This window comes from Bradyrhizobium sp. SZCCHNS1050 (genome assembly GCF_032484785.1).
Classification (GTDB): Bacteria; Pseudomonadota; Alphaproteobacteria; order Rhizobiales; family Xanthobacteraceae; genus Bradyrhizobium.
Genome location: NZ_JAUETR010000001.1, coordinates 4461397 through 4474968, shown reverse-complemented (window position 1 = coordinate 4474968; position 13572 = coordinate 4461397). Strand labels below are relative to the sequence as shown.

General features: G+C 65.1%; 15 protein-coding genes. 6 read left to right on the top strand and 9 right to left on the bottom strand.

Annotated features, from left to right (window positions below; genetic code table 11):
* Positions 1 to 76 precede the first annotated feature (76 nt).
* On the bottom strand, positions 77 to 562 hold the full coding sequence (bfr, locus tag QX094_RS20190; protein WP_315717837.1) for a bacterioferritin: 486 nt from the start codon (positions 560 to 562) through the stop codon (positions 77 to 79).
* Positions 563 to 682: 120 nt separating this feature from the next.
* Positions 683 to 967, bottom strand: a complete 285-nt coding sequence (locus tag QX094_RS20185; RefSeq protein WP_315717838.1) for a bacterioferritin-associated ferredoxin — start codon at positions 965 to 967, stop codon at positions 683 to 685.
* A gap of 636 nt (positions 968 to 1603) precedes the next feature.
* On the opposite strand from QX094_RS20185, the gene QX094_RS20180 reads away from it, so the two are divergent.
* Together QX094_RS20180 and QX094_RS20175 are read left to right on the top strand one after the other, a co-directional pair.
* Complete coding sequence (locus QX094_RS20180) at positions 1604 to 1924, top strand: hypothetical protein (protein ID WP_315717840.1); 321 nt, start codon at positions 1604 to 1606, stop codon at positions 1922 to 1924.
* A 214-nt stretch (positions 1925 to 2138) separates the two neighbouring features.
* Positions 2139 to 2420, top strand: coding sequence for a hypothetical protein (locus QX094_RS20175; RefSeq protein ID WP_257169446.1), 282 nt, complete (start codon positions 2139 to 2141; stop codon positions 2418 to 2420).
* Between the two features lie 87 nt (positions 2421 to 2507).
* Here the strand turns inward: QX094_RS20175 and QX094_RS20170 are convergent, their stop codons facing one another.
* The 3 genes from QX094_RS20170 to ettA form a co-directional block, all read right to left on the bottom strand.
* Positions 2508 to 3695: a lytic murein transglycosylase gene (locus QX094_RS20170; RefSeq protein WP_315717841.1), complete on the bottom strand. Its 1188-nt coding sequence runs from the start codon at positions 3693 to 3695 to the stop codon at positions 2508 to 2510.
* A 131-nt stretch (positions 3696 to 3826) separates the two neighbouring features.
* Positions 3827 to 4405 carry a TIGR00645 family protein gene (locus QX094_RS20165; RefSeq protein ID WP_315750243.1) on the bottom strand — a complete coding sequence of 193 codons (579 nt, stop codon included), beginning with the start codon at positions 4403 to 4405 and terminating at the stop codon, positions 3827 to 3829.
* Positions 4406 to 4547: 142 nt separating this feature from the next.
* Positions 4548 to 6197 carry an energy-dependent translational throttle protein EttA gene (gene ettA / locus QX094_RS20160; RefSeq protein ID WP_315717864.1) on the bottom strand — a complete coding sequence of 550 codons (1650 nt, stop codon included), beginning with the start codon at positions 6195 to 6197 and terminating at the stop codon, positions 4548 to 4550.
* Between the two features lie 304 nt (positions 6198 to 6501).
* Here ettA and QX094_RS20155 point away from each other — a divergent pair, with 304 nt between their 5' ends.
* The gene (locus tag QX094_RS20155) at positions 6502 to 6720 is read left to right on the top strand and encodes a hypothetical protein (protein ID WP_315717844.1); all 219 of its coding nucleotides are present in this window, start codon (positions 6502 to 6504) and stop codon (positions 6718 to 6720) included.
* 124 nt (positions 6721 to 6844) lie between these two features.
* Positions 6845 to 7807: a D-2-hydroxyacid dehydrogenase family protein gene (locus QX094_RS20150; RefSeq protein ID WP_315750242.1), complete on the top strand. Its 963-nt coding sequence runs from the start codon at positions 6845 to 6847 to the stop codon at positions 7805 to 7807.
* Positions 7808 to 7889: 82 nt separating this feature from the next.
* Here the strand turns inward: QX094_RS20150 and QX094_RS20145 are convergent, their stop codons facing one another.
* A complete protein-coding gene (locus QX094_RS20145) occupies positions 7890 to 9110 on the bottom strand; it encodes a L,D-transpeptidase (RefSeq protein WP_315750241.1) in 1221 nt (406 codons plus the stop codon).
* A gap of 364 nt (positions 9111 to 9474) precedes the next feature.
* Between QX094_RS20145 and QX094_RS20140 the strand changes: the two genes are divergently transcribed.
* Positions 9475 to 10491 carry a hypothetical protein gene (locus QX094_RS20140; protein WP_315750240.1) on the top strand — a complete coding sequence of 339 codons (1017 nt, stop codon included), beginning with the start codon at positions 9475 to 9477 and terminating at the stop codon, positions 10489 to 10491.
* Between the two features lie 14 nt (positions 10492 to 10505).
* On the opposite strand, the gene sseA is transcribed toward QX094_RS20140, so the two are convergent.
* From sseA to QX094_RS20125, 3 genes are all read right to left on the bottom strand, one after another.
* The gene (gene sseA / locus QX094_RS20135) at positions 10506 to 11363 is read right to left on the bottom strand and encodes a 3-mercaptopyruvate sulfurtransferase (protein WP_315750239.1); all 858 of its coding nucleotides are present in this window, start codon (positions 11361 to 11363) and stop codon (positions 10506 to 10508) included.
* A 113-nt stretch (positions 11364 to 11476) separates the two neighbouring features.
* Positions 11477 to 11890, bottom strand: a complete 414-nt coding sequence (locus tag QX094_RS20130; RefSeq protein ID WP_315717849.1) for a rhodanese-like domain-containing protein — start codon at positions 11888 to 11890, stop codon at positions 11477 to 11479.
* Between the two features lie 101 nt (positions 11891 to 11991).
* Entirely contained in the window at positions 11992 to 13167 is a 1176-nt protein-coding gene (locus QX094_RS20125; protein ID WP_315750238.1) for a VWA domain-containing protein, read from the bottom strand.
* Positions 13168 to 13282: 115 nt separating this feature from the next.
* Between QX094_RS20125 and QX094_RS20120 the strand changes: the two genes are divergently transcribed.
* Complete coding sequence (locus QX094_RS20120; RefSeq protein WP_315717851.1) at positions 13283 to 13528, top strand: GlsB/YeaQ/YmgE family stress response membrane protein; 246 nt, start codon at positions 13283 to 13285, stop codon at positions 13526 to 13528.
* Positions 13529 to 13572: the final 44 nt, after the last annotated feature.

Sequence of the window (13572 nt, the reverse complement as noted above, 5' to 3'; positions counted from 1 at the left end):
CGGTCGATTCAAGGCTTGAAACACCAGCCCTGAATCGCCTCCCGTTCCGAAGCGGACTGCCGCCTCGCCGACGCCGTCAGTGCTCGCTCTCGAGGCCGCCGACGTGTTTCTGCGTGTAGAGTTCGAGACCGATGCGGTTGATGAGGTCGAGCTGGGTCTCGAGGAAATCGATGTGATGCTCCTCGTCCTTCATCAGCTGCTCGAACAGGTCGCGCGACACGTAGTCCTTGACGCCATGACAATAGGTTGCGGCTTCCTGATACAGCGTCCGCGCGCCGATCTCGGCGGCGAGATCGCATTCGATGATCTCCTTGACGTTCTGGCCGATGCGCAGGGGATCGAGCACCTGCATGTTGGGGAAGCCGTCGAGGAAGAGAATGCGGTCGGTGAACTTGTCGGCGTGCTCCATCTCCTCGATGGATTCCTTGCGCCAGACCTTCGCCATGTCGAGAAGGCCCCAATTGTTCAACAGACGATAGTGCAGCCAATATTGGTTGATGGCAGTCAGCTCGCTGCGCAATCCCTTGTTGAGATATTCGATGACCTTGGGGTCGCCCTGCATGGATAAGCTCCGAAAAAGTTAGAGGCCGCAGGCGCTCAATAACAGGTTCGAAGTGCGGAGACGACCCCCGTTCATGTGCATTTTTCGGGCGGAGAACGATGCGACTGACGGCAATGCCTGTCAGCAGGCAGCGAGCGCGAAACGGCTCTGAAGGTCGTCATCGATCGCCTTCACCGGTGTCGTCCCATGGTGGTGGCCGTGCTGACAGCCGGCCTGGCAGGCGCGAGCACAGGGACCCAGCGCCTCGTCGATGATCGTCTTGATCGTGCGCGCACAGCGGCCGCATTCCGCGCTGCACCCCAGGCAACCGTAGACCTGCTTGGGGTTCCGCGGCAGTTCGTCCGCGGACTTCACCGCGTTGCGGATATCGTGATCGCTGATGACGTTGCAGGAACAAACAATCATGAGAAACCGGCCAATCGTCCTTGGTCAGGTATCGATAGTCATCCGCAGCTACCCGCGCAAAGGGAAAACGGCGCTTTTGAAGCTATTCCAATTTCCCGATCAATCTAGAATGCCTCCAACTGTACGAGCTTGCCGCAGATCAAAGTTACCGCCGAATAACAATGGTGGGCGGCGATCGAGCAGGCGCAACTCAGTCGCCACCACCACCGTCCCCTCCACCACCGTCGCCACTGTCACCTCCGCCGTCGATCGGGTTTCCCATGACGTCCGGCGAGGTATTGGAAAACCAACTTGCGAGACCGCCGCCCTGACTGGAGCTGGACCCCCCCCCCCCCGTCGGAGTCGACGCTGGTACTGTCCGCGGACGAACGACGGCGGTTGGGCCTGCGGTCGGCACGAACCAACAGCGCGTAGCAGACGGCCGACGTCAATCCGATCGCCACGACCATCGCCATTGTGGGGGTCATGCCAGCTCCAATGCGGTAGTGAATTTTGTGCAATGCAGCATTGAACGTATCCTGGACTTGGGTCGTCCAATGGGACGCCCCCGTTCATTGATCATTCAAGCGGGATGTGTGAACCTGCCGTATCGCTTGATACGCGATCCGCCGACCTGGAGTGAGAGAGGTTAAGGTCATGAAGAAGACTCTTGCGGCCCTGGCCGCCGTCGCAACGCTGTCGACCGCAGCGCTGGCCCCTGCTCCTGCTGAAGCGCGCAATGGTCGTGTCGCCGCCGGTGTCGCTGCCGGCCTGCTCGGGGGTGCCCTCATCGGTGGCGCCATCGCTGCGGGCAGCAATCCCTATTATTATGGGCCCGGATATTCTTACGAACCGGGCTACTCCTATTACGGCGGGCCTGCCTACGTCGCCGATCCTGGCTACGCCTGCTATTGGCAGCGCCAGCGCTTCTGGGACGGCTACGGCTGGCGGATTCGCCGCGTCCGGGTTTGCGAGTGATCGTTCACCTTCATTAATTCCATGACCTTGCACCGGAATTTCGAGAGCGGTGGCCGGCACGGCCAGAAAAAACCGTTTTTCCGTCGCATCAGGTCGAACAGAGTTTACGAAGGGTTGACGGATTGTCGTGTTTTCTCACGATGCTGACGGCCCAGATCGTGCGTGAATCACCAACCCGGCGCCTGCGAGGGCGCCTTCCAGGAGATCTCGGAACATGAAGAAGATCCTGACCGCAGTGCTTGCGGTTGCGACCATCGCCGGTTCGCTGAGCGTGACGGCACCGGCCGCAAAGGCTGGCGACGTGGGTGCCGGCGTGGCAGCCGGCCTGATCGGCGGCGCCCTGCTCGGCGGCGCGATCGCATCCAGCCGTCCGGCCTATGGCGGTCCGGTCTACGTCGAAGCCCCTCCGCCGGGCCCGCCGCCGTGCGTGTGGCGCCGTGAGCGCTATTGGGACGGCTATGGCTGGGTGTCCCGCCCGGTTCGCGTCTGCTACTGATCCTGACGATACATCTCGATGCGAAAAGCCCGGCCTTGCGGCCGGGCTTTTTACTGCCGGCTCCGGCCTTCGCACCGAATCGGCCGCTCAGCGCGCGGCGTTGATCGCCTGCAGCACCGATTCGCTCGGCCAGCAGTCGACCTTCAGGCCCGCCTTCTTCTGAAATGCGCCGAGCGCGGCGCGGGTCTGCATGCCGGCCTTGCCGTCGAGCTTGTCGCCGTAGAGACCGAGCCGCGTCAGGCCCTTCTGCATCGCCTCGACGTCCTTGCTCCGAAGCTGCTTTGACGCCGACCATGGTGTCGCGAACGGAGCCGGGCTCGTCATACGGTCCGCGAGGTGACCGACGAACAGCACATAGAGATCGGAAAAATTGTATTCCTTGATGACGAAGTAGTTCGCCGTCGTCAGGAACGCCGGACCATAGATGCCCTCAGGCTGCAGCAGCGACGCGGGCTGCTGCTGCTCGGCTGCGCTGAGCCGCTGGCCGCGTACCGGGACAAAGCCGGCGCGCAGCCATTCGCCGATCGGCTTCTTCACCTCCGGCACGCCGATCGCGCAGTCGACAGTCGCTGGCGGCTTGACCTCGTAGGCCCAGCGCAGGCCGCGCTGCCACCCCTTGTTGGCAAGCTGCAGCGCCGCCGAGCCCAGCGCGTCCGGCACCGAATGCCAGAGATCGACCTTGCCGTCGCCATCGAGATCGACACCGTGCTTGTAGTACTCCGACGGCAGGAACTGGGTGAGCCCGACCGCCCCGCCCCATGACGCCCTGAGATCGCGGCGCGACACCACGCCGTCGCTCAGCATCTTCAGCGCCATGATGAACTCGGTGCGGTACTGGTCCTTGCGGCGGCCGACATAGGCCTGCGTCGCCAGCACGCGCAGCGCATCGTAGGGCAGCGCATAGCGGCCGAAATCGGTCTCCCGGCCCCAGATCGCAAGCACGACCGGCCCCGGCACGCCGAAGCGGCGCTCGATCTCGGCGAGTGCCGGACGATATTGCTGGATCAGCTTCTCGCCGTGCGCGGCCAGCCGCGCGATCGACGCTTCCTTGATGTAGTCGGCTGGCACCTGCACGAACTCGGCCTGCGCCGGCGCCCCCGTCGCGGGCCGGCCGGGCAGCAGCAGATCGGGAAGCTTGTAGTCAGGCTCCAACCCGCGCGTCTCCGCCTCGAACGTCGCACGGGAGACGCCCTGCTCCTTGGCTTCGGGCCAGAGCGAGTTGATGAACTGCGTGAAGGCGGCGTCAGCCGCGCTCGCTTGGCCATCGCCGAACATGCAGAGCGCCAGACCGACGAGAACGAGCCTGCGCAAACGGAGTAGCAGCTGCCGAACCATGCCTCAGGGCTACCATAGCCCGCGGCACTTGTGAACGTCAGCAGGCCACCGACGGAACCCGAGGCTGCCGCTCAATGCCCCGCCTGCTTCGCCTCTTCGATCGCGGCATTCGACAATTTGTCGACCACAGCGATGCCGATCGCGGAGAGGATGAAGACCGTGTGGATGATCGTCTGCCACATCACGCCGGTCTCGGTGTAGTTCGACTTGCCCGACGAAAGCGCGCCGGCCTCGATGAAGGTGCGCAGCAGGTGGATCGACGAGATGCCGATGATGGCCATCGCCAGCTTGATCTTCAGCACGCTGGCATTGACGTGGCTGAGCCATTCCGGCTCGTCGGGATGGCCCTGCAGATTGAGCCGCGACACGAACGTTTCGTAGCCGCCGACGATCACCATCACGAGCAGGTTCGAGATCATGACCACGTCGATCAGTCCGAGCACGGCGAGCATGATCTGCTGCTCGGAGAAATCGAACGCGTGCGCGAACAGGTGCCAGAGCTCCTTCAGGAACAGCACGACATAGACGCCCTGCGCGATGATCAGCCCGACATAGAGCGGCAGCTGCAGCCAGCGCGAGCCGAAGATCAGCATGGGAATGGGGCGCAGCGCTCCGCCCTTGGAGGACAGGGTCGCGTCGGAGGAAGACATGTGAAGAATCTCGCGGCTGGGAGGGATTGCGGATCATGTATCTACGCAATCGCAGCACGCGGAAAAGCGACAACTGGCCGCAGCCGGGGCGCGACGCTTTGTCTCGGAACAGAGACCGCGTCGCGCCTCGCGAGATCAGGGATCAGCGCGTCAGCTTCTTGTACTTGACCCGGTGCGGAATCACGCTGTCCTGGCCGAGCCGGCGCATCTTGTCCTTCTCGTAGTCCTGGAAGTTTCCTTCGAACCATTCGACATGGCTGTCGCCCTCGAAGGCCAGCATGTGGGTCGCGATGCGGTCGAGGAACCAGCGATCGTGGCTGATGATGACGGCGCAGCCGGCGAAATCCTCCAGCGCCTCTTCGAGCGCACGCAGGGTGTCGACGTCGAGATCGTTTGTCGGCTCGTCGAGCAGCAGCACGTTGGCGCCCGACTTCAACATCTTGGCGAGATGCACGCGATTGCGCTCGCCGCCGGACAGCGCCCCGACCTTCTTCTGCTGGTCGGCGCCCTTGAAGTTGAACGCCGAGCAATAGCCGCGCGAGTTCACTTCCTTCTTGCCGAGCAGGATCAGCTCGTTGCCGCCGGAGATCTCCTCCCACACGGTCTTGTTGCCATCGAGCGCGTCGCGCGACTGGTCGACATAGCCGAGATGCACGGTCTCTCCGATGGTGATGGTGCCAGCGTCCGGCTTCTCCTGCCCGGTGATCATGCGGAACAGTGTGGTCTTGCCGGCGCCGTTCGGACCGATCACGCCGACGATGCCGCCCGGCGGCAACTTGAAGGTGAGATTGTCGATCAGCAGGCGGTCGCCGAAGCTCTTGGACAATCCGTCGAAATCGACGACGTTCTGGCCGAGCCGCTCGGCGACCGGAATGATGATCTGGGCGGTCTGGGTCTGCTTCTCGCTGGCCTTCTTGAGCAGCTCCTCATAGCGCTGGTAGCGCGCCTTGGACTTGGCCTGGCGGGCCTTCGGCGAGGCCGCGATCCACTCCTGCTCGCGCGCCAAAGTGCGCTGATGCGCGGCATCCTCGCGGCCCTCCTGCTCCAGCCGCTTCTGCTTCTGCTGCAGCCAGGACGAATAATTGCCCTCGTAGGGGATGCCCTTGCCGCGATCGAGCTCCAGGATCCAGCTGGTGACGTTGTCGAGGAAGTAGCGATCGTGGGTCACGATCAGGATCGCGCCCGGATAATTGCGCAGGTGTCCTTCGAGCCAGGACACCGATTCGGCGTCGAGATGGTTGGTCGGCTCGTCCAGCAGCAACAGCTCGGGCTGGTCGAGCAGCAGCTTGCACAACGCGACGCGGCGGCGCTCACCACCGGACAGCTTGGTGACGTCGGCATCGTCGGGCGGACAGCGCAGCGCATCCATCGCCTGGTCGACCTTGCTGTCGAGATCCCAAAGGCCCTGCGCCTCGATCTCGTCCTGCAGCTTGGTCATCTCGTCGGCGGTCTCTTCCGAGTAGTTCATCGCCAGCTCGTTGTAGCGATCGAGGATCGCCTTCTGCTTGCCGACGCCGAGCATGACGTTCTCGCGCACCGTGAGCTTCGGATCGAGCTGCGGCTCCTGCTCGAGATAGCCGACGCGGGCACCCTCGGCCACCCAGGCCTCGCCGGTATAGTCCTTGTCGATACCGGCCATGATCTTGAGCAGGGTCGACTTGCCCGAGCCGTTGACACCGAGCACGCCGATCTTGGCGTCCGGATAGAACGACAGGTGAATGTTATCGAGCACCTTGCGGGTCGGGTAGGTCTTGGACAGACCCTGCATGAAATAGACGAACTGGCGCGCCATCGCGTGTCCCTTGAAGCCTGCCGGAATTTTCGGAAAATGGTTGCCGCTGATGTAACCGCGCGGTCCCCAAAGGGCAACCGGCGAGCCGGTCTCGGCGGGAACAAATGCCGGGAGAATCACGGTCGTTCCTGCGCCGGCCCGGCCTGCCGCCCACGGACGAATACGGGTCCATCACCTTGTGTGTGGCGGATCACGACAATTGCAACCATCTTTTAATTAATTCGGCGGGACACTCGGTCTCGGCCCGCAAGACCCCGCGCGCCCAAGCGGCAAAAGCCGCGACCGACAACAGCGAGAGCCCGTCATGGCAGCCTTCACCTCAGCCTCCCTGCCCGCTCCGGCGGCACACCGCAAAGACCGATCCGGGATCGCGGACGACATCCGCGGCTTCTGGCGCGAATTCGTCGCGCGCGCCTTCAACCCGTACCGGCCAGAATTGCACTATATGCGCGGCCCCGGCCCCGCCTGGCGCGCCAAGTACGGCCATGACGCCGCGTTCAGGCTGAAGACCCGCCTCGACTGATGTCTCCTGGTTCCGCGTGAGAGCGTGACGATGCCTTGCGCAACCAGCGCGTTGCGCGCAAGCATGGCTCCATTCCTGACGGCATTCACCATTGCCGCCGTCCCCCGATGAATGGACCCTGCCGATGACACGGCTGCGCTGTGCGATCCTCGACGACTATTACGATACGGCCCTCTCATTGGCCGACTGGCCCCGGCTGGCCGACAGAGTGGATGTGACGGCTTTCACACAGCCGTTCGGCAACGAGGAAGCGGCCGCCGGCGCGCTCACCGATGCCGACATCATCTGTGCGATGCGCGAGCGGACGCCATTGCCGCGCTCCCTGATCGAGCGGTTGCCGAAGCTGAAGCTCCTGATCACCTCCGGCATGCGCAACGCCGCCATCGACCTGGAGGCCGCCAAGGCGCGCGGCATCATGGTCTGCGGCACGCAATATGGCCGTGACCCCACCGCAGCGCTCACCATGGGCCTGATCCTGGAGCTGACCCGCAGGATCGGCCAGGAGAATGCTCTCATGCATGCCGGGCAGCCCTGGCAGACGCTGGGCGGCGTGGAGATCGAGAGCAAGACGCTGGGCGTGATCGGGCTGGGCAAGCTCGGCACCAAGGTCGCCGGGCTCGGCAAGGCGTTCGGCATGAACGTGATCGCCTGGAGCCCCAACCTGACGCCCGAACGCTGCGAGGCGGCGGGAGTAGGCTACGCGACCAAGGAGGAGCTGTTCACCGCCGCCGACGTCATCACCGTCCACGTCGTGCTCAGCGACCGCTCACGCGGGCTGGTGGGCGCGGCCGACATCGCGCGCATGAAGGCCACCGCCTATCTCGTCAACACCTCGCGCGCGCCGATCGTCGACGAGGCCGCATTGCTGCAGGCACTGCGCGACAAGCGCATTGCCGGCGCCGGCCTCGACGTGTTCTCCGTGGAACCGCTGCCCGTCGCCCATCCGCTGCGCCAGCTCGGCAATGTCGTGCTCACGCCGCATCTCGGCTACGTCACCGAGGAGAGTTTTCGCGCCCATTACGGCCAGATGGTCGATTGTATCGCCACCTGGCTCGCAGGAGCCGAGCCGCCGCGCCGGCTGGCTTGAAGCAGGCGAGCGCGGCCCTCACAGCAAAACACCCTCCGCGAGGAGGGTGTTTTCAACGTAATCAGCGCGCACCACGCCCGCCTCAGCGGATCGTCACCGGCGGCGGCAGCGGCTGCATGTTGGCGGGCTGGCCAGCCGCCGGCACAGTCGCCTGGGCCTGGACGGGCGCCGGAGCCGGTGAGGCCGCGGCAGCAGCCATGTTCTTGCTGGAACCCGGAGGCGCACCGCCCGGCATCACGACCACGCGGGTGCCGACCTTGACCCGGTCGAACAGGTCGGCGACGTCGTCGTTCAGCATGCCGATGCAGCCGGAGGACACGAACTTGCCGATCGTCGACGGCTGGTTGGTGCCGTGGATGCGGTACACGGTCGAGCCGAGATACATCGCGCGGGCACCGAGCGGATTGCCCGGCCCGCCGGCCATGAAGCGCGGCAGATAGGGCTGCCGCTCGATCATCTCGCTCGGCGGATACCAGTCCGGCCACTCGGTCTTCTTGGTGATCTTCTGCACACCGGTCCAGGTGAAGCCTTCGCGGCCGACGCGGACGCCGTAGCGCATCGCCCGGCCGTTGCCGAGCACCAGATAGAGGTAGGTGTTGGGCGTATCGACGACGATCGTTCCCGGCGGCTCCTTGGTGACGAAGTCGACCTCCTGGCGGCGCAGGTTCGCCGGCAGCGGCGCCGGCGCCGCATCGGGTTGTTCCTCAGGCGGCAGAGCTGCTACCGTCATCGGACGATCCCCGGCGGACGGGGCCTGCGCCGCGCCCACGACGGCGCCGGGCGGCCGCGGCGCGCCTGCGTCGCCACCAGGCGCGCTGTTGCCATAGGCGCCACCATAGGCCTGTTGGCTGGAGGCGGGACGATCACCATAGATCACCGGGGGCGGACCAGCCGGGCGGCCATACCGCGGATCATCCGGGGACATCACCGGGCCGGTCGGAGCGGCCCCATAGACCGTCGCACCGGCCGGACGTCCATATCGGGGATCGTCGGGAGAAAGGATGGGACCGGTCGGAGCCGCAGCACCATAAACCGGCGAATTGGCTGGACGACCGTAGCGCGGATCGTCCGGCGAGATCACCGGGCCGGGCGGCGGCAACGCCGCGGAATTGCCGGGCGCATCCTCATCGTCGAGCGCGTCAAAATCCTGCCCCTGCCCGCGCGCGTCGGCCGGGTAAGGCGTCGGCGCCGGTGAATACGCTCCAGGCGCGGTCTGATAGACCTGCTGTGCCTCGGCAAACGAAGTTGCCGTCACGCCCGCTGCCGCGACCGCGCAAACCGTCAGGATTTGTCTGATCATCATCGCCCTTGCAGTATCCCCAAGCCGCCGATTGGGACCTTTGCTGTGCCAGATGGCCGAAGATAGCGGCGCATTCAAGACAATTCCGGCCAGAGCGGCCCGACTTCGGCAATTTGTGATCATGTCTCCGTCGTTGCACGGAAGTCTCACGCCGCCGAAAAAGTGCGGCGAAGCCCCCGCAGGCCCTATCGATGCCGTGATTTGCCGAGCGGGCGGGAACACTTCCGGTATTCTGACCTGAGCCTGATTCGCGATGCACGGCAGAAGCCGGCCTCGTCGCGAACGCGGCTATTCCCTGTGATCACCGCGTTCCCTACTGGCTCGAATGTCTCGGCAGTCCCCGCTGCCGTGGCGAGAGTTACCGTCAATGCTTCCCGGCTTTCGTTTTCTGGTCGCCGCGATCGTCTGTTCCATCTCTCTCACCATCTTCGGCATGGGTGCCGCGGCCCTGTTGCGCGCCGCCCACGAGCAGTTCGCCAGCAACGCGTCCTGGCGCACGACTCAGGCGTCGGGCTTCACGACGTTCCTACCGCCGGCCGAGCCCACGCCGGTGCTCGCAGTGCTGCGGGTGGATTCGATTCCGACACCGCCGGTGACGCCGCCGCCGGTCGTGGCCGATGCTGCCCCGGCAACGTCCGAACAGCCGAGCGCGCCGTCGACGGCGGCGCCGCTCACAGAAGCGCCCGAAGTGACACCCGTTGCGGTGGCCACCGACGTGCCGACGCCCTCGCTGCCCGCGGAAACGGTCGACACGTCCCGCACCTCCGCCATTGTCGCGACCGCGTCCGCGACGAACGACCGGATCGAGAGCACCAAGCCGGAGCGCCCCATTCCGGACACGACCGCTTCGATCGTCGCTCCGGTCGAAAAAGCGTCCGACAGGCCGAGCATGGACAGCTCGCCCGAGACTGCAGCGCCGGCCCCGCCGCGGGCGTCGAGCGAAACGGCGGCCGCCGTGGTCGCACCACCGCCGCCAGTTCCTCAGGTCATCGCCAGCGCCGATCCAATGATGACGACCGCAGCCGCCGCTTCAACCGCGCTCGCGCCCGTTCCGGCGGTGCTCGATCCGATCGCGGCCAAGCTCGCCGCGCTGGCCGAACAGCCGGCTCATCAGGAGCGGCCTGCCGCCAGCGAGCATCGTGCCTCGGTGAAGGTCGCGAGCGTTCAGTTGCGCCGGAGCATCCTCAAGAAGCGCCAGGCCCGGGAGAAGCAGATCGCTGCGCGCCGCGCCAAGCAGCGGCGCATCGCCCAGCGGCTCCGGTCGGCTCGGCAAGCCGCGGCCGCCCAGCAGCAACAGACTGCCTTCCCCGATCCATTCGGACAGCAGCCGTTTGGTCAACCGCAGGCGGTCGGCCAGCAGGCTGCCGGGCCGCGCACGCGATAGGCGGAGCCAGCCGATCAGGCCAGCCCCGTCGCAACCGGCGGACCGTTCTCGATGCCCCACTCCGACCATGAGCCGTCGTAGAGCGCGGTGTCGCGGATGCCGAGACGATAGAGCGCCAGCGTCAGCACGGCCGCCGACACCCCGGAGCCGCAGGAGGTGACGATCGGCTTGGCGAGATCGACGCCAGCGGCGCCGAATGCCTCGCGCAACCGGTCGAGCGGCTTCATCACGCCGGTCGCCGCGTCAAACAGCTCCGCATAAGGCAGATTTCGGCTGCCGGGGATATGGCCGGATCGGAGGCCGGGCCGCGGCTCGGCGACCTCGCCCGCGAAGCGCGGCGCCTGCCGTGCATCGATCACCTGCTCGGCATTGCCGGCGAGATTGGCAACCATCTGCTCGATCCGGCGCACGCGCGCGGCATCGAACTTCGCGCTGAACGTGCCGAGCGCCGGCGTGACCTGTCCGCTCTCGACCGGGCGCCCCTCCGCCATCCACTTCTTCAGCCCGCCGTCGAGCACGCGCACATCCGTGTGGCCGAATGACAGGAACATCCACCAGGCGCGCGGCGCGGCGACCCAGCCGCCGGAATCATAGACCACGACCGTATCGCCATTGCTGACGCCGAGCCGGCCCGCGTCGCGGCCGAACTGCTCGGCGCTCGGATACATGTGCGGCAGCGGATTGGAATGGTCGGAGACCTCGTCGACGTCGAAAAACACGGCGCCGGGGATGTGCGCCTTCAGATAATCGTCCTTCGGCAGCGGCAGCACACCCGGCATCTTGAAGGTCGCGTCGAGCACCTTCACCTTGGGATCGCCCAGATGCGCAGCGAGCCAGTCGGTGGAGACGAGAGGGTCGTCGTGGATGGTCATGCGCAAGAGCTCCGGACTTCACATTCAGTCGTCATCGCCGGACTTGAGATCCGGCGATCCACCTTGTCGAAGCGATGGACACGCGGGTCAAGTCCGCGCGGGATGGGCAGCGATCAATCCTTCTTCTTCGGCGCCCAGGCCTCGACCGGCCCGCCGGCGTCGCGCCACGCCGCGAAGCCGCCGCCGATATGGGCGACAGGCGTCAGACCCATGTCCTGTGCGGTCTTGGCCGCGAGCGCCGAGCGCAGGCCGCCGGCGCAATGAAAGATGAACGTCTTGTCCTGCTGAAAGATCGGCTTGGCGTAGGGGCTCTGCGGGTCGATCCAGAACTCCAGCATGCCGCGGGTGCACGAGAACGCGCCGGGAATCCTGCCCTCGCGCTCGATCTCTCGGGGATCCCTGATATCGACGATCACGACATCGTCGCGCTTCGCCGCCGCGATCGCCTCAGCCGCCGAGAGCGTCTCGATCTCGGCGTTGGCTTCATCGAGCAGCGCCTTGATGCCGCGCGTGATGGTCTGGGGCATGCCTTCTTCCTTCGTCGTGTCCAGCCGTCGCGCGGCGCCGTTTCGACCTCGTCATTCGGGGTGGTCGGTCAGGACCGAACCGCCCGGAATGACGGGACTGCCTACCGGACCAGCTCCTTAATCGCCGCTTCCAATCCCTCAATCGTGATCGGATACATGCGCTCGGAGAAGATGCGGCGAATGATGGTGGTGGACTCAGAATAGTCCCAGTGCTTCTGCGCCACCGGATTGAGCCACACCGCGTGTGGATAGGTGCGGATGACGCGGTCGAGCCACACCGACCCCGGCTCTTCGTTGACGTGCTCGACCGAACCGCCGGGCACCATGATCTCATAAGGCGACATCGAGGCGTCGCCGACGAACACGACCTTGTAGTCGTGCGGGTACTTGTGCAGCACGTCCCAGGTCGGCGTGCGGTCGGTGAAACGCCGCTTGTTCTGCTTCCACACGCCCTCGTAGAGGCAGTTGTGGAAGTAGAAATATTCCATGTGCTTGAATTCGCTCTTGGCGGCCGAGAACAGCTCCTCGACCTGCGCGACGTGGGAATCCATCGAGCCGCCGATGTCGAAGAACACCAGCACCTTCACCGCATTGCGCCGCTCGGGACGCATGTGCACGTCGAGATAGCCGTGGTTGGCGGTTTCGCGGATCGTGGTGTCCAGATCGAGCTCGTCGGGCGCACCGGTGCGGGCGAACTTGCGCAGCCGGCGCAGCGCCACCTTGATGTTGCGGATGCCCAGCTCGACATTGCCGTCGAGATCCTTGAACTCGCGCCGGTCCCACACCTTCACGGCGCGGTTGTTGCGGTTCTTCTCCTGACCGATGCGGACGCCTTCGGGGTTGTAGCCATAGGCGCCGAACGGCGAGGTGCCGGCGGTGCCGATCCACTTGTTACCGCCCTGATGGCGGCCCTTCTGCTCCTCCAGGCGCTTCTTCAACGTCTCCATGAGCTTGTCCCAGCCCATGGCCTCGATCTCTTTCTTCTCCTCCTCGGTGAGGTATTTCTCGGCCAGCTTCCTCAGCCATTCCTCGGGAATCTCGGCCTTCTCCATCGCGTCGAGCAGGTTCTCCAGCCCCTTGAACACGGTGCCGAATACGCGATCGAACTTGTCGAGATTGCGCTCGTCCTTCACCAGCGCGGTGCGCGAGAGATAGTAGAAGTTCTCGACCGAATGCTCGGCGAGGTCGGCGTCGACGGCCTCCATCAGCGTGAGATATTCACGCAAGGAGACCGGGACCTGCGCATCGCGCAGTGCTGTGAAGAATTGCAGGAACATGCCCATTAGATCGCGCGGCTGGGAGGGCGCGTCAAGGGCCGCTCCACGCCCCACGCTGGACCCGCCGGCATTTTGCTCTACAATCCCTGGAACAACAGGTGGAATGGGGGCTTTGATGGGTATTATTGCAGCACTGATCATCGGCGCCGTCGCGGGCTGGCTGGCGGGGCTGATCGTGCGCGGCGCAGGTTTCGGCCTGATCGGCAACATGGTCATCGGCATCATCGGCGCGCTGGTCGCAAGCTACGTGCTGCCGGCGCTGCACATTGCGCTTGCCAGCGGCACGCTGGGGGCGATCCTGGACGCCACGATCGGCGCCGTCATCGTGCTCGTGATCCTCTCATTGATCAGGCGCGCTTGATTATTTCTGCTTCCGATGGCAGCCATCATCTTAAGGCCGCAGCG

Coding starts and splice junctions, on each gene's coding strand:
- QX094_RS20130 (WP_315717849.1), bottom strand. CDS start 11,890: ATGCCCCAGACCATCACGCGCGGCATCAAGGCGCTGCTCGATGAAGCC.
- bfr (WP_315717837.1), bottom strand. CDS start 562: ATGCAGGGCGACCCCAAGGTCATCGAATATCTCAACAAGGGATTGCGC.
- QX094_RS20140 (WP_315750240.1), top strand. CDS start 9,475: ATGCTTCCCGGCTTTCGTTTTCTGGTCGCCGCGATCGTCTGTTCCATC.
- QX094_RS20185 (WP_315717838.1), bottom strand. CDS start 967: ATGATTGTTTGTTCCTGCAACGTCATCAGCGATCACGATATCCGCAAC.
- QX094_RS20170 (WP_315717841.1), bottom strand. CDS start 3,695: ATGTTCGGCGATGGCCAAGCGAGCGCGGCTGACGCCGCCTTCACGCAG.
- sseA (WP_315750239.1), bottom strand. CDS start 11,363: ATGACCATCCACGACGACCCTCTCGTCTCCACCGACTGGCTCGCTGCG.
- QX094_RS20165 (WP_315750243.1), bottom strand. CDS start 4,405: ATGTCTTCCTCCGACGCGACCCTGTCCTCCAAGGGCGGAGCGCTGCGC.
- QX094_RS20175 (WP_257169446.1), top strand. CDS start 2,139: ATGAAGAAGATCCTGACCGCAGTGCTTGCGGTTGCGACCATCGCCGGT.
- QX094_RS20120 (WP_315717851.1), top strand. CDS start 13,283: ATGGGTATTATTGCAGCACTGATCATCGGCGCCGTCGCGGGCTGGCTG.
- QX094_RS20155 (WP_315717844.1), top strand. CDS start 6,502: ATGGCAGCCTTCACCTCAGCCTCCCTGCCCGCTCCGGCGGCACACCGC.
- QX094_RS20125 (WP_315750238.1), bottom strand. CDS start 13,167: ATGTTCCTGCAATTCTTCACAGCACTGCGCGATGCGCAGGTCCCGGTC.
- ettA (WP_315717864.1), bottom strand. CDS start 6,197: ATGGCGCGCCAGTTCGTCTATTTCATGCAGGGTCTGTCCAAGACCTAC.
- QX094_RS20150 (WP_315750242.1), top strand. CDS start 6,845: ATGACACGGCTGCGCTGTGCGATCCTCGACGACTATTACGATACGGCC.
- QX094_RS20180 (WP_315717840.1), top strand. CDS start 1,604: ATGAAGAAGACTCTTGCGGCCCTGGCCGCCGTCGCAACGCTGTCGACC.
- QX094_RS20145 (WP_315750241.1), bottom strand. CDS start 9,110: ATGATGATCAGACAAATCCTGACGGTTTGCGCGGTCGCGGCAGCGGGC.